Annotated in this window: 20 protein-coding genes and 1 pseudogene; 14 read left to right on the top strand and 7 right to left on the bottom strand. The window is 64.3% G+C overall.

Going from position 1 to position 21,492, the window contains the following annotated elements; translation table 11 throughout:
• Positions 1 to 357 precede the first annotated feature (357 nt).
• Entirely contained in the window at positions 358 to 1,734 is a 1,377-nt protein-coding gene (locus AC3WLE_RS12115; RefSeq protein ID WP_439671369.1) for a sigma-54 dependent transcriptional regulator, read from the top strand.
• Between the two features lie 228 nt (positions 1,735 to 1,962).
• Here the strand turns inward: AC3WLE_RS12115 and AC3WLE_RS12110 are convergent, their stop codons facing one another.
• Positions 1,963 to 2,973 (bottom strand): glycosyltransferase family 2 protein, encoded by a 1,011-nt coding sequence (locus AC3WLE_RS12110; protein ID WP_492357153.1) that lies wholly within the window; start codon positions 2,971 to 2,973, stop codon positions 1,963 to 1,965.
• A 1,119-nt stretch (positions 2,974 to 4,092) separates the two neighbouring features.
• Between AC3WLE_RS12110 and AC3WLE_RS12105 the strand changes: the two genes are divergently transcribed.
• The 12 genes from AC3WLE_RS12105 to AC3WLE_RS12050 all read left to right on the top strand — a co-directional run bounded on the left by AC3WLE_RS12105 (position 4,093) and on the right by AC3WLE_RS12050 (position 15,571).
• A complete protein-coding gene (locus tag AC3WLE_RS12105) occupies positions 4,093 to 4,278 on the top strand; it encodes a Flp family type IVb pilin (protein WP_492357152.1) in 186 nt (61 codons plus the stop codon).
• 84 nt (positions 4,279 to 4,362) lie between these two features.
• On the top strand, positions 4,363 to 4,536 hold the full coding sequence (locus AC3WLE_RS12100; RefSeq protein ID WP_492357151.1) for a Flp family type IVb pilin: 174 nt from the start codon (positions 4,363 to 4,365) through the stop codon (positions 4,534 to 4,536).
• Positions 4,537 to 4,591: 55 nt separating this feature from the next.
• Positions 4,592 to 5,125 carry an A24 family peptidase gene (locus AC3WLE_RS12095; protein ID WP_492357150.1) on the top strand — a complete coding sequence of 178 codons (534 nt, stop codon included), beginning with the start codon at positions 4,592 to 4,594 and terminating at the stop codon, positions 5,123 to 5,125.
• A 79-nt stretch (positions 5,126 to 5,204) separates the two neighbouring features.
• Complete coding sequence (locus tag AC3WLE_RS12090) at positions 5,205 to 6,626, top strand: DUF8689 domain-containing protein (RefSeq protein ID WP_492357149.1); 1,422 nt, start codon at positions 5,205 to 5,207, stop codon at positions 6,624 to 6,626.
• A 43-nt stretch (positions 6,627 to 6,669) separates the two neighbouring features.
• Positions 6,670 to 7,509, top strand: a complete 840-nt coding sequence (gene cpaB, locus AC3WLE_RS12085) for a Flp pilus assembly protein CpaB (RefSeq protein ID WP_492357148.1) — start codon at positions 6,670 to 6,672, stop codon at positions 7,507 to 7,509.
• Positions 7,510 to 7,573: 64 nt separating this feature from the next.
• Complete coding sequence (locus AC3WLE_RS12080) at positions 7,574 to 9,448, top strand: type II and III secretion system protein family protein (RefSeq protein ID WP_492357147.1); 1,875 nt, start codon at positions 7,574 to 7,576, stop codon at positions 9,446 to 9,448.
• 34 nt (positions 9,449 to 9,482) lie between these two features.
• Positions 9,483 to 9,821 carry a hypothetical protein gene (locus tag AC3WLE_RS12075; RefSeq protein WP_492357146.1) on the top strand — a complete coding sequence of 113 codons (339 nt, stop codon included), beginning with the start codon at positions 9,483 to 9,485 and terminating at the stop codon, positions 9,819 to 9,821.
• Between the two features lie 54 nt (positions 9,822 to 9,875).
• Positions 9,876 to 11,069: a CpaE/TadZ family protein gene (locus AC3WLE_RS12070; RefSeq protein WP_492357145.1), complete on the top strand. Its 1,194-nt coding sequence runs from the start codon at positions 9,876 to 9,878 to the stop codon at positions 11,067 to 11,069.
• 50 nt (positions 11,070 to 11,119) lie between these two features.
• Positions 11,120 to 12,490 carry a TadA family conjugal transfer-associated ATPase gene (locus AC3WLE_RS12065; RefSeq protein ID WP_492357144.1) on the top strand — a complete coding sequence of 457 codons (1,371 nt, stop codon included), beginning with the start codon at positions 11,120 to 11,122 and terminating at the stop codon, positions 12,488 to 12,490.
• Positions 12,491 to 12,544: 54 nt separating this feature from the next.
• Positions 12,545 to 13,522, top strand: a complete 978-nt coding sequence (locus AC3WLE_RS12060) for a type II secretion system F family protein (protein ID WP_492357143.1) — start codon at positions 12,545 to 12,547, stop codon at positions 13,520 to 13,522.
• Positions 13,523 to 13,599: 77 nt separating this feature from the next.
• Positions 13,600 to 14,574 carry a type II secretion system F family protein gene (locus AC3WLE_RS12055; RefSeq protein WP_492357142.1) on the top strand — a complete coding sequence of 325 codons (975 nt, stop codon included), beginning with the start codon at positions 13,600 to 13,602 and terminating at the stop codon, positions 14,572 to 14,574.
• Between the two features lie 211 nt (positions 14,575 to 14,785).
• Positions 14,786 to 15,571: a metallophosphoesterase gene (locus tag AC3WLE_RS12050; protein WP_492357141.1), complete on the top strand. Its 786-nt coding sequence runs from the start codon at positions 14,786 to 14,788 to the stop codon at positions 15,569 to 15,571.
• Between the two features lie 145 nt (positions 15,572 to 15,716).
• On the opposite strand, the gene AC3WLE_RS12045 is transcribed toward AC3WLE_RS12050, so the two are convergent.
• The 6 genes and pseudogenes from AC3WLE_RS12045 to groES form a co-directional block, all read right to left on the bottom strand.
• Positions 15,717 to 15,983 (bottom strand): hypothetical protein, encoded by a 267-nt coding sequence (locus AC3WLE_RS12045; protein WP_492357159.1) that lies wholly within the window; start codon positions 15,981 to 15,983, stop codon positions 15,717 to 15,719.
• Positions 15,984 to 16,028: 45 nt separating this feature from the next.
• Positions 16,029 to 16,163: pseudogene (locus tag AC3WLE_RS12040) on the bottom strand (TadE/TadG family type IV pilus assembly protein); the annotation flags it as partial.
• The gene (locus tag AC3WLE_RS12035) at positions 16,156 to 16,647 is read right to left on the bottom strand and encodes a TadE/TadG family type IV pilus assembly protein (RefSeq protein ID WP_492357140.1); all 492 of its coding nucleotides are present in this window, start codon (positions 16,645 to 16,647) and stop codon (positions 16,156 to 16,158) included. The gene AC3WLE_RS12035 and the pseudogene AC3WLE_RS12040, both read right to left, overlap by 8 nt.
• A 9-nt stretch (positions 16,648 to 16,656) precedes the next feature.
• A complete protein-coding gene (locus AC3WLE_RS12030; protein WP_492357139.1) occupies positions 16,657 to 17,895 on the bottom strand; it encodes a pilus assembly protein TadG-related protein in 1,239 nt (412 codons plus the stop codon).
• Positions 17,896 to 18,617: 722 nt separating this feature from the next.
• Entirely contained in the window at positions 18,618 to 20,261 is a 1,644-nt protein-coding gene (gene groL / locus AC3WLE_RS12025; protein ID WP_492317531.1) for a chaperonin GroEL, read from the bottom strand.
• A 46-nt stretch (positions 20,262 to 20,307) separates the two neighbouring features.
• The gene (gene groES / locus AC3WLE_RS12020) at positions 20,308 to 20,598 is read right to left on the bottom strand and encodes a co-chaperone GroES (RefSeq protein WP_010813047.1); all 291 of its coding nucleotides are present in this window, start codon (positions 20,596 to 20,598) and stop codon (positions 20,308 to 20,310) included.
• A 398-nt stretch (positions 20,599 to 20,996) separates the two neighbouring features.
• On the opposite strand from groES, the gene AC3WLE_RS12015 reads away from it, so the two are divergent.
• Positions 20,997 to 21,434, top strand: coding sequence for a hypothetical protein (locus AC3WLE_RS12015; protein ID WP_492357138.1), 438 nt, complete (start codon positions 20,997 to 20,999; stop codon positions 21,432 to 21,434).
• Positions 21,435 to 21,492: the final 58 nt, after the last annotated feature.

Below are 21,492 nucleotides of genomic sequence, written 5' to 3'. Positions count from 1 at the left end.
GTGGTACCTGGACTATGCGGCATGCCACGGATAAACGGGGCAGCACGCAGACAACAAGCGGACGCATCGGCCGAGCCGGCGTATCCGGACAAGAAACGGGGTGAAGCAACAGCCTGCCATGCAGGCGATGCGAAGCGGCAGCCGCCGCGACCGATACCAGGGAGGTGAGGTCGCGGCGGCGGCGAAAACGGGCCCACCGGCCCGCGCAGCGCAGCGCCGCCGGCAGCAACTTTTAGGGAGAGCGCCAGGCCGCGGCATTGACATGTTGTGGCAGGCGCGAGCCTTAGAGCCAACGAAGCCAGTGACCCGCGACAGCAGGCCGCCGGCTTTGTAAAAACAAAGATCCGGGGAAATTCTATGAGCGCGTACACCAACCGCCCGCTGCTGTACCTGTCGCAGCACCACGACGCCATGCTCTGCAGGATGCTCGCACAGCGTGGCTGGAAGATCAGCTTCGCCTCCAACCTGCAAGATCTCCACGCGCTGCCCCCGGGCAACCAGCCGCTTGCGGCGATGCTCGACCTGCAAGGCGGCTTCAGCGATGCCGACCTGGAATCGTTCGAGCCCTGGCTCTCGCTGCCGCATATCGGCTGGATCGGCATCATCGCCGGCCAAGAGTCCCTGACCGAATCCGCGCGCCGGCTGCTGGGCCTGTACTTCGTCGACTATTACACCGCACCGGTCGAGCACTCCCGCCTGGCGGAATCGCTCGGCCACGCGCTCGGCATGGCGCAACTGCGCCCGGGCGCCCAGCATGCCCGCCCCGGCACCGCACGCCCGGACGGCATGATCGGCAGCTGCCCGGCCATGCAATCGCTCTTCCGCGGTATCGAGAAGGTGTCGCGCTGGGACACGCCCGTGCTGATCTCCGGCGAGTCCGGCACCGGCAAGGAACTGGCCGCTCATGCCATCCACCGCGCCTCGGAGCGGGCCTCGCGCCCCTTCGTCGCGGTCAACTGCGCGGCGATCCCGCCCACGCTGCTGATGTCAGAGCTGTTCGGCTATGAGCGCGGCGCCTTCACCGGCGCGACCAAGCGCAAGCCCGGCCGCATCGAGATGGCACAGGGCGGCACCCTGTTCCTGGATGAAATCGGCGACATGCCGATCGAAAGCCAGACCAGCCTGCTGCGCTTCCTGGAAACCGGCCGCATCGAGCGGCTGGGCGGCACCGAATCGGTGGAGGTCGATGTGCGCATCATCTCGGCCACCCACGTCGACCTGGAAGCCGCGATCGCCGCCGAACGCTTCCGCGGCGACCTCTACCACCGGCTGTGCGTGCTGCGCGTGCGCCAGCCACCGCTGCGCGAACGCGGCAGCGACATCCTGCTGATCGCCGAACACGTGCTGGACAACGTGCGCAAGCAGTCGCCGGCACGCATCCGCGGCTTCTCGCCGATGGCGCTGCGCGCGATCCAGCAGCACAACTGGCCCGGCAACGTGCGCGAGCTGATCAACCGCATCCGCCACGCCGCCGCCATGTGCGAAGACGGCGTGATCCAGCCCGACGACCTGGAGCTGGCCACCCCAGCCGACGACCGCCCGCTCACGCTCGCGGCCATCCGCGAAGCGGCCGAGCAGACCGCGATCGTCGAGGCGCTGCAGCGGCATCATGAACGGCTGATCGACGTGGCGGCAGAGCTGGGGATTTCGCGGGTGACGCTATTCAGGCTGATGCGGGATTACAAGCTGCAGGTGAAGAAGGGGGATCTGGGGTTGATCTGCGTGCAGGGCTGACAGCGGCATGTCACCTTGCAGCGAACTTTCGGGCTCGCGCAGCGCCACGGCAGGCGTATCCACGCGCCGCCGCTGGCCGGCCAGTCTGGCGCCATCTGTACGCGCGTTCAAGCGGACAGACGATAAATCCGGCGTTCACGTCCATGTGTGCGCCGGCTACGGCCGCATCAGTGGCTACGCCCGTTGGAACAGGGCTGCAAGCCGCACCACCTCCTGGCCGACTGGCCCTTAGTTTTGCTTGCTCGCGACCAGGGAGATGACTCTGGCCTCCCTCCCCGCGCGCTCCTGTGGGCGGCGCGCCTGATAGCGTCGCCTGATCAGGTAAATCGGGCGCCCCTTCGATTCGTCGTGGATGCGGACAACATACTCCCCCATTACCCCCAGGCCGATTAGCTGCAATCCGCCTACCAACAGCATCAGCGTGAGCACCGGCGCATAGCCCGGCACGTCCACGCCAGATATGAGGTTGCTGGCAACGATGTATACGCCGTAGCAGCCTGCAAGCACGGCGCTGCAAATACCCAGGTACGTCCAGCTGCGCAGCGGCACTGCGCTGAACCCGGCAACACCCTCGAGCGCTCGAACCCGTGGCCCCCAGTCTGGACGTCCAGTCCGGCCCGCGTTGCCCAAAGGCTGTTCATACTGCACGGTCACCGTGTTGAAGCCGACCCATGCAAACAGACTCTTCATGAAACGGTGCCGCTCCGGAAGCTGTTTCAGCGCATTGACCACGGCACGGTCCAGCAATAGAAATTCGCCGACGCTCCTGGGGCTCTTCTGAGCCGACACATAATCCTGCAACCGGTAGCGGGCGATCCGGCCCAGTCGCTTCAAGACCGAGCCGTTTCCGCCCCCCTCGCATTGGGCCAGTACAACCTCAGCGCCTTGGCGCCACCGACGAACCAACGTCGGAATAAGCTCAGGCGGATCCTGAAGGCCGACATCGATCGGAATCACCGCGTCACCAATTGCCTCATCGATGCCGGCGGTCAGCGCCGCTTCTCTGCCAAAGCTGCGTGTCAGGTCCAGCACCCGTATCCTGGCGTCGCAGCGCGCCGCATCGACAAGCTTGGCCAGCGTGTCGTCCGAACTGCCGTCATTGACGCAAACGATCTCGCACTGCATGGCGGGAAGCAACTCCAGAATTGGCAGCACGCGCGCAAAGAATGCAGGCATCGCTGCCCCATCGTTGTAGCACGGCACTACCAGGGACAGCAGCCTGGCGTCATTGTTAGACATACTCTGTTTCCTCCCCGGCACGCACAGCAAGAAGCCTGGCTGCGAGCCACGCGCGGAAAATTGTCATCAGCGGGAAAGTCCGGCACAGCGGCGGCACGGACTCATGCTCTCCTCGCTCAGTGTTATCGCGCCATCTAGCAGAACGCAAGGCGGCGAGCATCTTCCGCACAGGCACGACCGCCGTGAATCATCGGCACGATTTGCGATGTTTCTGCTCTGAATCACGCGGCTCCACCTGTCGACGAGCCACGCGTACACAAGGATTGCAGCGAATCCGTCCGCCCTTCCGGGCTCGGGCGGAGGGTCAAGGGAACCGCTCGACGTTTCGCTCCAGAAACGCTGTCCCGACAGGCAGCGCCCTCGTCCATCAGACGGCCACACATTGAGACCAGCCGCCGCAGGCTGCAATCGCCTCCTTCGTCTGCGGTATGCGCGGCACGCATCCGTTCGCGCCACATCATGCTTTTGGCTGAAAGGAAAGCCTCGTCCTGACCAACCGTGCGCGCGGCGTTGCAACGCGCCCTCATCCATTGGTCGCCCCATCCACATTGGCTTGTGTGGCGCGCGTTTCCAGCCGGCAACGAAGAGCGGCCAAAACACCGCTTCAGAGACGGCAGGACCGGATCCGGGCACGCTCCGCTTCCCGGAAAGCCTTGTGGCAGAACGGTTTCTCGTGGGCTGGCCCGTGGATTGCCTATGTCCTGGCACGCAGCAACGCCATCAGGATCGAATTGCCGCGATGCCGGAGCAACTGGCCGGCACTAAGAACGATACGGGGAATTTCACCATGCCTGCCGTCCGCCAACCCGCGCTACCGCATCGGAACGCTTGCCACGCTGGCACTGCCCGCATTGGCCCCAGCGCACCGTTTCGCCGCATGGCCCGCATGGGGCATGCACAACGTGCGGCGCGATGCATGCACGCCTCCGCCGAACGCCGGTTGCAGGCACGCAGCCCACAGGGCGTGCGCGGCGGACCCGGCCGCTGGCCGTTCCACGCATGCGCGATCTGCGCACCGCCCTGCTGCCGCGTTCCCCGGCATTGATATCCGGTGCCGGAGTTGCCTGATCCGTAGTTCCGTAGTCCTGCAGTGCTTGTTCCCAACCCAAGGAGTTAGTCATGCAAAACCTGACCACCATGCTCAAGCAATTCATCCGTGATGAAGACGGTGTGACCGCCATTGAATATGGCCTCATTGCTGCGCTCATTGCAGTTGTCATCATCGCGTCGGTAAAGCTCGTCGGCACGGAACTGGTTGACGTGTTCACAGCAATTAGCGACGAACTCGCGGCTGTCGCCCCGTAATCGCCGATAGGCATGCAAGTAAGACCGGCCTCCTTCGGCCGGTCTTGCGGTGCACTTTCGGCCCACGAACACTGGAGATGCCAAATGCCCGAGCTCCTCGCCATCTCAAAGGATCTTCTGCATGACGACCAGGGCGTCTCCTCCATCGAGTATTCATTACTCGGCATCCTGATAGCGATGGCGATCATCGGCTCCGCCATCGTGCTCAGCGATACCGTGAAAGCCATGTATGAGTTGATCGCCTCCAAGATGCCTTGAGGCATCCGACTAGCGCATGCCCTGAACACAACCCAAGCTGCCAGCCACTATCGCTATGCAAGCCGCCACTGCCCTCGCCCCCCTCGTCGGCCCTGCCACGATCGGCATCGTGCTCACAGCCGCGGCCATCGACCTGGACCGGCGCCGCATTCCCAACTGGCTCACCTTCGGCGCCTGGATCACCGCACTGCCCGTGCTGGCAGCCATTCACGGCCTCGCTGCCGGGTCGCTGGCGTGGCTGTGTGGCTGGACGGTGGGCCTGGTGCTGTTTCTGCCCTTCTATCTAATGCGCGGCATGGCGGCCGGCGACATCAAGTTGATGGCAGCCGTGGGCGCCTGGCTTGGCGTAAGCATGGTGCTGAAAATCGCGTTGGCAACCTGCGTGATTGGTGGGGTCTGGGCACTGGTACTGCTGCTCGCTACAGGACAAGGACGGGCGACGCTCACCCGCGTGGGCCACATGCTGATCGCCACCCTGGTGCCTGGTGCCCGGCCGGTGCAACCTCAAGCTGGGGCTTCCGCCGGCTCCATACCCTACGGCGTAGCGATTGCCGCCGGGACGCTGACCATGCTCTTTGCCGGCACATGACACAGACGACACAACGCGCCGGCCAGTCGCAGGCGCCTTCAGGAACGAGAACACACTGAGCAGCGAACAGGGGACGGCAATGAACGAGCATCACGACACAGGTCACGCAGCACCACGGCTCCTCGAGCCCGTCGCGACCGGCAGGAATGCCCATGCCGAGCATGGCACGCTGCCGCTGCCGCCCTGGCACGTGCTGCCGCGCACGATTGCCGATACCGGCCTGGAGATCGCGCAGTTGCTTGGCTTGCTGATGAAGGCTGCCTACCAGCACCGCACCGTCACGCTGGCGGTACTGACCGACACGCTCAAGCTGCCGGCCCTGGTGGTCAATGAAATTGCCTCCGTGGCCGTGCGCGAGCGCCTGCTTGAAATCGCGCACCGCGGCGCCAGCGACCTCGATGTGCGCTTCCGGCTTACCGACGCCGGCTATACCCGCGCGGCGGAAGCGTCGGCGCGCTGCAGCTATGTCGGCACGGCGCCGGTTACGCTGGATGCATACCTCGATGCCGTCAAGCGCCACTCGGTCAACCACGCTTCCGTGACCAAGGCGGACGTCACCGCGGCCTTCCATGACTTGGTGATCCCGGTCCATCTGCTGGACGCTATCGGCATGGCACTGAACACCTGCCGCGCGCTGATGATCTACGGCCCGGCCGGCAGCGGCAAGACCTACCTGGCACAACGACTAGGCACGCTGCTGCCCGGCGCGGTGCCGGTGCCGCACGCCATCACCGTGGCCGGCGAGATCATCCAGGTGTTCGACCCGCTGGTTCATGTGCCGTTCGACGACAGCCAAGCCTCACTGGCGCGCCGCTCGCTGGACCGCCGCTGGGTCCTGTGCCATCGCCCGGTGGTGCTGTCGGGCGGCGAACTGACGCTGTCCATGCTGGACCTGCGCTATGACCGCACGTCCGGCTTTTACCAGGCGCCTCCGCACATGAAGGCCAACAACGGCATCTACATCATCGATGACCTGGGCCGCCAGATGGTTGGTGTCAGCGACCTGCTGAACCGCTGGATCGTGCCGCTGGATCGCAGCATTGACATGTTCACGCTGCAAACCGGCGTGCGCTTCTCGGTGCCGTTCGATGTCTGGCCCGTGTTCTCGACCAATCTCGAACCGTCGGAGTTGAGCGACGACGCCTTCCTGCGCCGCCTCGGCAGCAAGCTCTACGTGGGCCCGCTGTCGGTGGACGACTACCGCGAAGTCTACCAGCGCACCGCCGCTGACTTCGGGCTGGCCAGCACGGATGCGATGTTCGATTTCCTGGTCGACAGCCTGCACTACTCCAGCGATACGCCACTGCTGGCCTGCATTCCGCGCGACCTGCTGCGCCTGGTGGATTCAGGCGTGCGCTATCACGGGCAAGCCGCGCAGGTCACAGAGGCCGGCCTGGTGGCTGCCTGGCAGAGCTACTACGGACTGCGTACCTCGGCCGACGCCATGCCGCCACCTGGCGCCGGCCATCGATGGTCGGACGATCACCGCGCCGCAAGCTGAACTGCACCACCGAATACTCGGACAACTGTAGGGGAGAGTCATCATGAAGAACACACGTGCAATCCTGATGCTGCTGATTGCCCTGGTCGCCGGCGTGGCGGCAGTGGTGTCGGCGTCGCGATGGCTGGTCCAGCAGTCATCCAGTTCGGTCAGGCAGGTGGTGGTTGCCGCCAACGACCTCAATCTCGGGCAGCCGCTCAATGGCAGCCAGTTGCGGCTGGTCAGCTGGCCGGCGGGTAGCGTGCCGCCCGGTGCGTTCGAAGACCTCAAGGTGCTGGAGGGGCGCGTGGTGCGCACCAGCCTACAGCGCGGCGAGCCCGTCCTGGATGCCAAGCTGGCGCCTGTCGGCACCAAGGGTGGCCTCTCGGCGGTGATCAATGACGGCAAGCGCGCCATCACGGTCCGCGTCAACGATGTGGTGGGTGTGGCCGGCTTTGCGCTGCCGGGCAACCACGTCGACGTGATCGTCAATACCAACGAGGAAGCGAAGACCACGCAGAACAGCAGCATCTCGAAGATCGTGCTCGAGAAGATCCTGGTGCTGGCGGTAGCGCAGCAGGTCAGCCGCGACGACACCCAGCCTAAGGTAGTCAATGCGGTGACGCTGGAAGTCACGCCAGAGCAGGCCGAGAAGCTGGACGTGGCCCGCAGCGTCGGCACACTGTCGCTGGTGCTGCGCAACCAGATGGATGTGGCCGACATCAACACGGGCGGCGCAACCAAGGGGACTCTTCTGGGCAAGGCGCCCGAAGCACCCGTCAAAGTCGTCACCCAGACGGCGACGCGCACTGTGGTGAAGACCCGCACGGTTGCTGCGCCAGCACGCTCCGGCAATTGCATCGGCGTGCTGGCGGGCATGCAAGGCGGCATCGAGTGCTTCTGAGCGCGTACCACCAGCCATCCAACAAATTCTGAGCTGCAACAGCCTCTCCGGGGGGAGATTCAAAATGAACCAGAAACGATCCGAAGCTGCAGGCGGCACCCGCATCCTGGTGCTGGCCGCCATCCTCTGCACGCCGCTGGCCGCCGCGGCACAGGCTGCCATCGAGGCCGGCAACCTGACCAAGGCGACCGCGCCCGCCGCCAAGGCACCCCAGGGTCCGATGCAGATGACCATCAGCATGACGCCTGGCGGGGCCATTGCGGCCACCTCGGCCCCGCCCGCGCCGTCCGCGGAGGCGCGCGGCCCCAATTGCACTGGTGCGATCCGCAGCGAGTCAAGCGTGATGGTGCCGGTCGGCAAGTCGCAGCTGATCACGCTGCAGGAGCCGGTGCGCAACCGCACCCTGGGAAACCCCAACGTGGTCCAGGCCACGATGGTGTCGCCGCAGACCCTCTATGTGCTGGGCCGCAGCGTGGGCACCACCAACATGATCGTCCAAGGCCGCAGCGGCAGCTGCAGCATCATCAACGTGGTGGTCAATGCCGATGCCGGCGGACTGCAGACTTCGCTCGGCCAACTGCTGCCGGGCGAACCCGGCATCCGCGTGATGACGGCCGCCGACAACCTGGTGCTGACCGGCAGCGTCACCAACGCGCAGTCCGCGCAGCAGGCCATGGACATCGCCCAGGCGTATGCCAACGCTGCGCAGGGCGACGGCAGCAAGAATGGGAACGGCAACGGCAACAAAAAAGGCGGCGTGCTCAATATGCTGTCGGTCGACAGCCCGCAGCAAGTGATGCTGGAAGTCAAGGTGGCCGAAGTTTCCAAGACGCTGCTGAACCAACTCGGCTCGACGGTGAACCTGCAGGGCGGCTTTGGCTCCTGGAGCGGCGGGCTGGTGACGTCACTGCTGACCGGCGCCTCGACTGCGATCTTCGCCAGCAAGGCCAACAACCGGCCATTCGACATCGCTCTGGACGCGCAGAAGAATGACAGCCTAGTCAAGATCCTGGCCGAGCCTAACCTTGTCACCATCAGCGGCCAGGAGGCCAGCTTCCTCGCCGGCGGCAAGATCTACATCCCGGTGGCGCAGAGCAATGCGATCGGCGGCAACGCGACCATCACGCTGCAGGAAGAAGAATTCGGCGTCGGACTGAAGTTCACGCCTACCGTGCTGGCGAACGGCCGCATCCACCTGAAGGTGTCGCCCGAAGTGTCGGAGCTGTCGCCCACAGGCGCCACCGTACGCGGCAGCAGCCTGACCGGCCAGACCGTGCTGCCGGTGATCACCACGCGGCGCGCCTCCACCACTGTGCAGATGCGCGACGGCGAGAGCTTTGCCATCGGCGGCCTGCTGACTGACAGCGCGCGCGGCTCGCTCAAGGCGGTGCCGGGTGCCGGCGAGGTGCCGGTCCTGGGTACACTGTTCCGCAGCACGCAGTACCAGCAGGACCTGACCGAGCTGGTGTTCATCATCACGCCGCGCCTGGTCCAGCCGATGCAGACCAACAACTACCCGCTGCCGACCGACAGCTTCTCCACGCCCAACCCGCTGTCGCTGTACTTCATGGGCAATATGGAAGGCAGCGGCAAGCGTCCGCCGCAACCCGCGCCGGCACCGTCGCAGCCCGCCGCACCGGCCGCAGCGCCCGCCACGCCGCCCACGGCACCGCGCAGCGAAGGCGCGCCCGGCACCTCGGTCTCGGTCGTGCCGAATGGCAAACCGCTGGATGAGCCCGCGCCGCCCGCACAGGAACCAGTTGCCGCCGCAAGCACGCGCCCTGCCCTGCCAGCCCCGGCGCCCGCCCGCAACACGACGGCCGCGCCGTCTGTAGAGGACACCACCGCGCGCATCGCCCGCATCGAAGCCACCGCCGCCCGCCTGGCCCAGGCCAGGGCAGCGGCTACGGCCGGCCGCACCGCCTCGGGCGGCAACTGATCCGCCGCGCCACCAGCAGAATCGGAGAACGATCATGAACAAGACACTGAAGCTTTCGCGCGGCGCTGCCGTCCTGGTGCTCGGCAGCCTGGCCTGCCTGGGGCTGTCGGCCTGCATGACCTCGACGCCGGTGTGGGACGGCCAGCGCGGCGTGGCGCTGGCCACCGTCACGCAGATGCAGATCATCAATCCTGATGCACCCGCCGGGCTGCCGACCGTCACCGGCACTGACGGCAAGACGGCCGTGGCGGCGATGAAGAACTTCGACCGTTCGCTGTCAAAGGGCCAGCAAAGCGGCACGCCCGCCATGACTATCGACTTCGGCGCGGGCGGATATGGCGGCGTGGGCATGGGCGGCGGCGGCTCGCGCTGAGCTCAGTGCTCATGGAGTGAGGTTCGAAGATGACCGAAGAATGGAGATGACACCATGCTGAAGATCCTGATCGCATCCGAAGACGCCGACCGCCTGGCAGAGATCAACCGGCTCAGCGTCGTGGTCGGGAACTTCCAGGCCATGTTGCTGCAGGAGGGCCTGGCTCGCTTCCCGTTCCATGCCAATCGCCTGCGCATGGCCGATCTGCTGGTCCTGGAGCTGCCCGCCATCGGACCTGCCCAGATTCAGGCCATCGAAACCCTGCGCCAGCAGCATCCCGATCTGCCATGCATCCTGATCACGCAGGCACCGGGCACCGACGTACTGATCAAGGCCATGCGCGCCGGCATCCGCGACGTGTTGTCGTGGCCGCTGGACAAGGGCCAGCTGTCTGAGGCGCTCAAGCGCGTGGAAGCGACCCACGTGCCGCGCGTCCACGAGATCGCGCAAGTGATTTCCGTGATCTCCTGCAAGGGTGGCGCAGGCACCAGCTTCGTGGCGGCCAACCTCGCCGACGCGCTGGCCAGGCATCAAGGTAAGCGGGTGCTGGTGGTGGATCTGAACCGGCACTTCGGCGACCTCACCCATATCGTCAGCGACAAAACCCCGCCCTCGACGCTGCCCGACATCTGCGCTCAGATAGATCGCATGGACGCCTCCTTCCTTGATGCCTGCCTGGTCCACGTGGACAAAGGCTTCGACCTGCTCGCCGGGGCCACGGATCCTGTCAAGGCTACGCAGATCCAGAAGGACAAGCTGGAGTGGATCCTCGCCGTGATGCAGCCCAACTACGACTTCGTCGTCTTCGACATCGGCCAGAGCATCGATCCCTTGTCGATCAGCGTGCTGGACCAGAGCGACCGCATCTGCGTGGTGGCCGAGCCCACGGTCGCCTTCGGGCGTCCCGGCCGCCGCCTGGTCGACATCTTGCGCGCGCTGCACTACCCGGCGGACAAGATTCAGCTTGTGCTGAACCGCACTGGCCGCAAGAACGAACTACCGCGCGCGACGATGGAGGAAATCTTCGGCATGAAGGCGGCGATTTCCCTGCCCGACGATCCCTCGGCAGTGGAAGAAGCCGTGAGCCATGGCGAGCCTGTTGCCAAGCTGAGCCGGCGTAGCGCCATTGCACGTGCGCTGCAGTCCCTGTCCACGCAGCTGTTGGCCACGCCGGAACTCGAACGCCGTAGCCGCCCTGAACCTGTATCCCCGCTGCGCCGGCTGATGCTGCGTGCGAAGAGTACCTGATTGCAGCCGGCATGGTCCGGTCAACAGATTCCGACTTAAAGGAGCCCAACATGTCAATCCGCGAACAGCTGGCTGGTGCCGGCCCCGCACTCATCGCCAACGGCCACGCCGCGATCCAGTTTTCTGCATCCGCGGGGCCGGCCTCGCCGGGCTATCACACCCTCAAGCGCGATGTGCATGAAACCGTGCTGGACCGAGTAGAGCTTGAGCGGCTGGCGCGCTATCCGCAGGAGCAGGTAAAGCAGGAGATCGCAACGCTGGTCAACCTGATCATCGACGAGCAGAAGGTGCTGCTCAACGACAGCGAACGCCGCCAGCTGACCGTGGAGATCTATGACGAGATGTTTGGCTTCGGTCCTCTGGAGCCGCTGCTGAAGGATCCCACGGTGTCGGACATCCTGGTCAACACGGCGCGCCAGACTTATGTGGAACGACGCGGTAAGCTGGAACTGACCGACGTGCTGTTCTACGACGACGCGCACCTGATGAAGGTGATCGAGAAGATCGTGTCGCGCGTGGGTCGCCGCATTGACGAGACGAGCCCGATGGTGGACGCGCGCCTGCCGGACGGCTCGCGCGTCAATGCCATTATCCCGCCCTCTGCAATCGACGGGCCGCTGCTGTCGATCCGGCGCTTCTCCGTGAATCCGCTGCAAGTGTCCGACCTGGTCGAGCTGCGCAGCCTGACGCCGCCGATGGCGCAGATGCTGCAAGCGCTGTCGCAGGCCAAGGTCAACGTGCTGGTGTCGGGCGGCACCGGCAGCGGCAAGACCACGCTGCTTAACATCCTGTCGGGTTTTATCCCCGAGGACGAACGCGTGGTCACTATCGAAGACGCGGCCGAACTGCAGCTTCGCCAGCCCCATGTATTACGGCTGGAAACGCGCCCGCCCAATATTGAAGGCAAGGGCGAGATCACGCAGCGCGCGCTGGTGCGCAATGCCCTGCGGATGCGCCCGGATCGCATCATCCTGGGCGAAGTGCGCGGCGGCGAGGCGCTGGACATGCTCAACGCGATGAACACCGGCCACGAGGGCTCGCTCACCACCATCCACGCCAACACGCCGCGCGATGCGCTAACGCGCCTCGAGAACATGGTCAGCATGGCCGGCCTGACCATGCCCGCCAAGGCGATGCGCCAGCAGATCGCGTCGGCCATCACGGTGATCGTGCAGGCGGCGCGCATGACCGACGGGCGGCGCAAGATCATCAGCATTCAGGAGATCACCGGCATGGAGGGCGACATCATCAACATGCAGGAGATCTTTACGTTCCAGCGCACCGGCGTGGACAAGGACGGCACGGTGCGCGGGCACTTCCGCGCCACCGGCGTATATCCCAAGTTTGCCGAGCGGCTGCGCGTGTTCGGGGTGGGGCTGCCGGACGAGACTTATGACCCGGCGAAGCGCTACGAAGTCTGATTCCGGCACCGGACCAACAAGACCAACACGACAGAAACCCCCGGGGAGACGCACATGAGCATGATCTTCTATGCCTTCGGCATCCTGCTGTTCGCGGCCGTGGTGCTCTGTGTCGAGGGCATCTACCTGTGGTGGAACAGCACCCACGGCCCGGCGGCAAGGCGCATCGAGGCACGGCTCCGGGCACTGTCCGCGGGTGGACACGTCAGCGCTGAGCAGCTATCGATCCTGAAGAAGCGGCTGCTGGCCGGATCGCCACGCATGCAGCGCTGGCTGATGAGCGTGCCCCGCATCGGCGCGCTGGACCGCTGGCTGGAACAGTCCGGCAGCAGCTGGTCGGTAGGGCAGCTGCTGGGTTACTGCGCGATGGTATCGCTGTGCACGGTCGCGCTGATCCCGCTGGTGCCGGTGCCGGTGCCGCTGATGCTGGGCGGCGCGGCGCTGGCCGCGCTCTTGCCGGTGCTGCATGTGGTACGCCTGCGCGGCAAGCGGCTCAAGCAGATGGAGGCGCAACTGCCGGATGCCGTCGATATGATCAGCCGCGCGCTGCGCGCCGGCCACTCGTTCAGCGGGGCGCTCGGTATGGTCGGGCAGGAAATGAAGGCACCGATCGGGCCGGAGTTCCGCACCACCTTCGAGGAAATCAACTACGGCGTGGCGCTGGACGAGGCCATGACCAACCTCGCCATTCGCGTGCCGGTGGGCGACCTGCGCTACTTCGTGATCGCGGTGCTGATCCAGCGCGAAAGCGGCGGCAACCTGGCGGAGATCCTCGACACCATCGGCACCATGGTACGCGAGCGCCTGAAGCTGTATGACAAGATCCGCGTGCTGTCGGCGGAAGGCAAGATGTCCGCGTGGGTGCTGGGCCTGCTGCCTTTCTGCACCGCGGGGATGGTCATGGTGGTCAATCCGGGCTTCATGGAGGTGCTGTGGAAAGACCCGATTGGCTTGAAGATGGTCGGCGGCGCGCTGGTGTCGATGGTCTTTGGCGTGCTGTGGATGCGCAAGATCATCCGCATCCACGTATGAGGCCCCAAAGCCAGGACAGAAGAAACGCAGGGTCTCAACACGCAGGGCTTGGACAGCCATCCTGACGGGAGTCCATCATGCAAGGCATTATCCAGGGGTTTCAGGCAGGCCAGTTTGTCGTGCTGGCGCTGATTTTTGTGGCGGCGTTCGGCGCGGTGTTCGGCGTGCTCTATGTGTTCTCGCCGAACCGCATGCGCGGCCGGGCGGAGCAGCTCGCAGGCCAGGCGGGGCAACCCGGCGTGGACCCGGGCAGGCAGCAGGCGCTGATCGAGAAGCTCGTGCAATGGGCGCACCCCGTATCGCGGCTGTCGCTACCCAAGGAAGGCTGGGATAACTCGCAGCTGCGCGTGCGCTTCATGAACGCCGGATGGCGCAACGCCAGCGCCGCGCCGCTGTACTTTGGCGCCAAGACGGTGCTGGCCGTCACGCTGCCGATGATCGGGCTGGTGGCAGTAGGCGGGCGTCCGGGGTTCCAGGACCAGTACATGATGTTCTCGCTGCTCGCGGTGCTGGGCGCCATCGGCTACTACCTGCCGAATGTCGTGCTGGCGCGCAAGCTGTCGCAACGCCAGCGCACAGTGTTCGAAGAGTTCCCTGATGTCATCGACCTGCTGACCGTCTGCGTGGAGGCAGGCCTCGGGCTTGATGCGGCGCTGATGCGCGTGGCCGACGAGCTGGCGCTGCGCTGCCCGGTGCTGGCCGATGAGCTCCAGCTGATGCTGCTGGAGTTGCGCTCAGGTTTCTCCAAGGAAAAGGCACTGTCGAACCTGTCGCTGCGCACCGGCGTGGAAGACGTCGACAAGTTCGCCTCCATGCTGATCCAGGCCGACCGGTTCGGCACCAGCCTGGGCGAGTCCCTGCGCGTGCTGTCCGACATGCTGCGCACCAAACGCCGCATGCGAGCCGAGGAGCAAGCCGCCAAGATCGCGCTCAAGCTGTTGTTCCCGCTGATCTTCACCATCTTCCCGTCGCTGCTGCTGGTGCTGCTCGGGCCAGCCTTTATCCAGATTTATCGCGTCCTCCTGCCGACCATGGCCGGACAGGGAGGGTAATACATCCGGGAAACCGCGATCGTTTCCCCCGGCTGTCTCCCGGTGCAATGCCGGCTAGACAGTCACTTGCCCGGACCTGGTTCCGGGCTTTTTTGCTTTTCGGCCGGATCCGCAGGACTTGACCAGACAGGCTGGCTTATTAAGAATGCAGGCAACCGCCTGCCGCCGTAGCGGCCCATGCAGCAAGCCCCATGCGCCTTCCGGAGTCCCCATGAAGCTACGCATCCTGAGCGACCTCCACATCGAGCACAACATGCCACAGGCCGTGCCCGCCTGCGATGCCGACATCGTGGTGCTGGCCGGCGACATCGCCAACGGGCGCGATGGCATTGACTGGGCCGCGCGCACCTTCAGCCAGCCGGTGATCTATGTGCCGGGCAACCACGAGTACTACGAAAGCAACTTCGATACCGTGGATCGCCTGATGGCCGAAGCCACCGAGGCGCACCCCGGCATACAGGTGCTCAATGGCGCCGTGGCCGAATTCAATGGCGCACACGGACGCGTACGCATCATCGGTACCACCTGGTGGACGGATTACACGCTGTTCGGCACCGACCGGCGCGAAGACGCGATGCAGGCTTGCGCGGCGGTGATGCTGGACCACCGGCTGATCGAACTCCACGGCGACGACGGCCGTCCGCGCCATTTCACGCCCCTGGACGCGCTGGCACGCCACCAGGCCGCATCGGCCTGGCTGGCGGCGCAGCTGGCGCAACCCTACGATGGCAAGACCGTGGTGGTCACGCACCACGGTCCAGACCTTGGCAGCCTGGACCCGCGCTACTCGCACGACCTGGTCTCCGGCGGCTTCCTGTCGCGCCGGCCCGACCTGGTGGCGCAGGCGGACCTGTGGATCCATGGCCATACCCACACCAGCTTCGACTACTGCATCGACGATTCGCGCGTGGTCTGCAACCCGCGCGGCTACGTCAGCCGCCGCACCGGCGAGCTGGAAAACAAGCGCTTCGACTGGTGCTGCGTGGTGGAGGTCTGAAGCGGTGCCATCATCTTATCGCTCGCTGATGGAGCCGCAGCGCAGGTGCTGCTGTAGGCCACGGTCGAATTCCGACCAGCCGCCGGGGCCACAAAAGAAAAACCCCCGCGGACTCGCACCGGCGGGGGTTTTCAGGACCAGGTTTTCAGCTGTCGCAGATAGCGCTACTGCCCGCGTCCTGTCCCATGATTTCCCTGGGAAGGTAAGTCAGGAATCCGGGTACAGCCAGGCTGGAAAATCCGACCCAGGCCGCCGGAGAGACCGAGGAAACGGCCAATCCCGTCACGCTGACAGCGACTCCCGTGCAGGAGGCGCTGTCGCAACTGGCGCTCAGTCCGTTTGCGTCGTACCAGTTGACCGAGACATTGGCAGACTTGAGGCTTGGCAGAATTTCCTGCATGCGGTTGAGCACTGACGGCGATCCTCTGCCGCAGACTACCGCTTGCCTCGCTCCCCACCGGGTGGCTTCTGCGACGGCGTTCCACGTATACAGCACCCGTCCGAACTCCAGTATGCCAAGCAGTAACGCAAAGAAGAGCACTGCCGCAATGGCAAACTCCACCGCTGTCGCACCTCGCTGACGCCTATTCATAAGCCTGCCTCATCGTAGCTGAGATATCACTGAAAGGAATCGACGTAAGTGAAGCGCTGCCGCCGGTATAAAACCGCGTAAATCCGAGCAGGTCCAGGATAGGCGTGAACGTATAGCCGGAAATCCGGACCGTCACCGTATTGATTGCAGGACTGGCGCCCTGGCCCATATTGGAAGTGCATGCCGGATCCGCGGCGTCGCAGACGGTTACCATGCTGGTTTTCAGGCCAGGCGCCAGGGTCGACTGACCGTCGGTAGCCACCGGCGTACCGTACACGACCAGTTGCTTCGCCATAGCGTGCGCAGCCGCGTTGCCCGCCGCCTGCGTACTCAGGTAGCGGGTCGCATCACGGACTGATTTGGCCAGTGTGTTGTACGTGTAGATTGCCCGGCCGAACTCAGTGACGGCGAAGCAGATCGCCAGCAGTAAGGAAATCGTGATGGCGAGCTCAACGAGCGCCACACCTTTTTGTCGCCTTTTCATCGATATCCCCTACTGGACAAGCGCCGGGATCATGGGGCCGAAATTGCCGCCGGCAAGGCCGTTGGTCGTGCACGGGCTACTGATCGTCGCCGCATTACCCAGGTATTCGAACTGAACCGATTCAGTAGGTCCGCTGATCGGCTGCAGCATGAGCATGCAAGCGAAATCCAGGACTTTCGAAGCCGTCGACACCACTGGCACGATCACAAGGCGGCGACTCATTCCCAGCTTTGCATGATCGCCATTGCCGCCTGGCACGGCCAGATCCTTGTAGCCGCCTTTCATGTTCAGGTTGGTGATCGTGTCGCCGACCTGGACATCTGTGCCCGTATCCGCGTAGCTTGCGAACGTCAGCCGCTTGCTCTTGAAATTGGTCGCAGTCGGGTCAGTGCCACCTGATGAACCGGAATATGCCTGCTTGCCATTCGGCCAGTTCGTGGTTGTGTAGGCGTACCCCGTAAAGTCCGGCCGCATGAGCGACTTGTCCCCGTTGTTCTTGTAGATGCCAAAGCGGCTGTTCCACTGGTCATCCACGGCGACCTTCGCCCCAGGGGTCCGGAGCGTATCGTTGACCTTGGAGTTGCAGTACCCAACGGCCATTTCTTGTTTTGTCTCGTTGGCGTTGGTGGATCCATCGAGGTTGTACCAGCCCATTTCCCCGGGAGCAGCCGTCTTGGTGCCGTCGTAAAGCACAGTTACCCATTCACCAATCGCAAATCCATAGTCAGGGGCGCTAGCCCCCGATTTGGGAAGCAAGCCAACAGGGATGGGGCAGGTGCTCTGCGCATGAGTGCGGGTGGCAACACCAACGGCAGCAACAGCATTGCTGGAGGGGCCTCCGACCAGCTGGATCAGGTAGGCCGAAATCCCACTCGTAAGATGACCGCATTTCACGTAGCGCGCGTTGGCGACAGGCGTGAAGGTCGAACTGTAGGATCCGTTGAGCGTATCGCTAAAGGTGACGTCAGTGTCGACGAGGGCCGCCGAGCTCTTCTGGTACCTGACCTTGTTGGCGTTCCCAGCGGTCAGCCCAGCGCTCGTAGCCCGTGTCAGGGCGTCTGCAGCGCCGTCGAGTTCCTGCGCCGCGGCCAGCGCACAGCTATCGACTGCCGACTGTAGCTCGGTCTTCGCAACAAACATGCCTCCCAGGTCGATGACCAGACCGGCCATGCCCAGCAACACGGCCAGGGTCAGGCCCACAATCGGGAGAATGACCCCTTTTTCCTTCCCTTTGCTATACCTGGACATATGTGTCGCCCTTGGATAAGAGACATAAGCACCCAGCTTGCGTGGATAACGGGAGAAGCCTCACAGGCCCGCTGTCATTGCCGAGGCCCACGGCTGCCACCCACACCCTTAGGCGTCCGGCTGGCTACGCCTGGAACATCCCGATACCTAGCTTCGTACATGCATTCTTGGTCATGCCAACGGCAATTGGTATCGGCCCAATGGCGGAATCAGTAGGTAGGGATACAGCCTGAAGAGGGTACGCTGGACAACTCGCCAGGATATTGAAGCCCCCGACCAGCGAGTCCGGCTTCCGGCCCACTGCCGATGCAAATCGGCATGCTTCACCTCTATGGTGCGATCAAGATCACTTACCGGGCTCAGAAACCCGCTTACCTTGGCTGCTCGGTTCTGCAAGCAAGGGGAAGGCCTGCCTGCTGCACAGACGTGCGTTTCAGTTTTGACTCATACCTCGGCCACGAATTGAGCGACAGGCAGAGGACGCTCTCCGTGAGTCCGGCACCAAAGCAAGCGCTCTCGCGAGCGGTTTCCTTGCTGGTTGTGGACTAGTCGATCCACGGCCATACCCGCACCAGCTTCGACTGGTGCTGCGTGGTCGAGATCTGACCTGGCCGCCCCAGCGAGAGCCTGCTGCCGCGCCCCAAAGAAAAACCCCCGCGGGCTCGCGCCCGCGGGGGTTTTCCAAGACAGCCTGCCCTTGAGGGCAGTCGGTCGGCGATGAATTACATCATGCCTTCCATGCCGCCCATGCCGCCCATGCCGCCCGGCATTGCCGGAGCCGACTCTTCCTTCGGCGATTCGGCAACTGCGCAGTCGGTGGTCAGCATCAGCGAAGCCACCGAAGCGGCGTTCTGCAGTGCGGTGCGGGTGACCTTGGTCGGGTCCAGCACGCCCATTTCCACCAGGTCGCCGTACTCGCCCGAAGCGGCGTTGTAGCCGTAGTTGCCCTTGCCTTCGATAACCTTGGCAACGACCACCGAAGCTTCTTCACCGGCGTTCAGCACGATCTGGCGCAGCGGCTCTTCCATGGCGCGCAGCACGATCTTGATACCGGCGTTCTGGTCGGCGTTTTCGCCGGTCAGTGCCGAGATCGCAGCGCGGGCACGCAGCAGGGCCACACCACCGCCGGGGACGATGCCTTCTTCCACCGCAGCGCGGGTGGCGTGCAGGGCGTCTTCCACGCGGGCCTTCTTTTCCTTCATTTCGACTTCGGTGGCAGCGCCAACCTTGATCACGGCAACACCGCCGGCCAGCTTGGCCACGCGCTCTTGCAGCTTCTCACGGTCGTAGTCCGAGGTCGCTTCTTCGATCTGGGCGCGGATTTGCTTGACGCGGCCTTCGATCGCAGCTGCGTCGCCGGCGCCGTCGATGATGATGGTGTTTTCCTTGCCGATCTCGATGCGCTTGGCCTGGCCCAGGTCGTTCAGGCCAGCCTTTTCCAGCGTCAGGCCGATTTCTTCAGCGATGACGGTGCCGCCGGTCAGGATGGCGATGTCTTCCAGCATGGCCTTGCGGCGGTCGCCGAAGCCCGGGGCCTTGACGGCGGCGGTCTTCAGGATGCCACGGATGTTGTTGACCACCAGGGTCGCCAGGGCTTCGCCCTCGACGTCTTCAGCGACGATCAGCAGCGGGCGGCCGGCCTTGGCCACTTGCTCCAGCACCGGCAGCAGGTCGCGGATGTTGCTGATCTTCTTGTCGAACAGCAGCACGAACGGGCTGTCCAGCTGGACAACCTGCTTTTCCGGGTTGTTGATGAAGTACGGCGACAGGTAGCCGCGGTCGAACTGCATGCCTTCCACGACTTCCAGCTCGTCGGCCAGCGACTTGCCGTCTTCAACCGTGATCACGCCTTCCTTGCCGACCTTGTCCATGGCTTCGGCGATGCGCTCACCGATGGAGGTGTCGCTGTTGGCCGAGATCGCGCCAACCTGGGCGATTTCCTTGCTGGTGGTGGTGGGCTTGCTGACCTTCTTCAGCTCTTCCACGGCGGCGGCAACAGCCTTGTCGATGCCGCGCTTCAGGTCCATCGGGTTCATGCCGGCGGCAACGAACTTCATGCCTTCGCGCACGATCGACTGGGCCAGCACGGTTGCGGTGGTGGTACCGTCACCGGCGTTGTCGCTGGTCTTGGAAGCCACTTCCTTGACCATCTGGGCGCCCATGTTCTGCAGCTTGTCCTTCAGCTCGATTTCCTTGGCCACGGACACGCCGTCCTTGGTCACGGTCGGGCCGCCGAAGCTGCGCTCCAGCACCACGTTGCGGCCCTTCGGGCCCAGGGTCACCTTGACTGCGTTGGCGAGGATGTTCACGCCTTCGACCATCTTGGCACGTGCGGCGTCGCCGAACACTACGTCTTTAGCTGCCATTCTTGAATCTCCTGAAATCTGTACGGGGTGGCGGTCAGTTGGTGAATTACTTGTTCACCACGGCCATGATGTCTTCTTCGCGCATGACCAGCAGTTCCTGGCCTTCCACCTTCACGGCCTGGCCGGCGTACTTGCCGAACAGCACGCGGTCACCGACCTTGACGTCGAGGGCGATGTTGTTGCCCTTGTCATCCTTCTTGCCAGGACCGATTGCCAGCACTTCGCCTTGATCGGGCTTCTCGGCAGCGTTGTCGGGAATCACGATACCGGACGCGGTCTTGGTTTCGTTGTCCAGACGCTTCACGATCACGCGGTCGTGCAAAGGACGCAGATTCATACGGACTCCTAGATACAAAGTGAGTTTTTGATCACAAATCGGCCGGCTACCGAGGCGACGGCCGTCAGAAATGTTCAGGTGTCGCAGGAGGCTGTTAGCACTCACCCCTGACGAGTGCTAATTATAGGGACGGGGTAGGGGCATTTCAAGACGCGGGGGTGATGCGGGTTTTCCCGAGGGGCTGTCGATGCCTTGCGCGGCATGGGCTCCCGGCCGGCAACGACCCGCCTGTAGGAATAATCCCGGCACCCATTCGGGCGTGTGCCTGACAGCGCAACGTGGTGCCGCTGCCTAGACTGGGCTTGTCGCCGCGCGCCCGTCTTGGCCGGATGTACGGCGTACGCCGCGCCGAGCGCTTCCGTTGCCGGCGCCTCAGACAGCGACTCTGGAGGTATTCCATGGATACGAAACAGCCCGCTCGCCTTACCCGAATCGCCAGCGTGATTGCCGCAGGCCTGGCTGGCCTCAGCTGCGCTGCTGCGATTGCCCAGATAAGCGCCACCCCCGCCACTCCGGCCACCCCGGCCACGCCGGCAACCCCTGCTGCCCAGGGCATGCCCGCGACCCCGGCGACCCCGGCGATGCCAGCAACCTCTGCCACGCCGGCAGGCAGCCAGGGCGTGCCGCCGGGCATGACCCAGGTCGAACCGCCGAAGGACCCGCTGGTGGAACGCCGCGAGGCACGCCAGAAGGCCGCCGCCGAGTACAAGGCCAAGAAGAAGGCAGCCAAGGGTGAGTACAAGGAAGAAGTCGGCGCTGCCAAGCAGGAGCGCAAGGTAGAGAACAAGGCAGCAGATGCAACGGCCAAGCAGGAAATGGCCGCACCAAAGCAATAGCGCCGGCCTTTGCACGACGGGTGGCCGGGATCAACCGGCCACCTTCTTTTTGCCGGAC

It is taken from the genome of Cupriavidus sp. FW306-1B-F12B (genome assembly GCF_058781795.1).
This window is presented reverse-complemented; position numbering and strand designations above follow the sequence as displayed.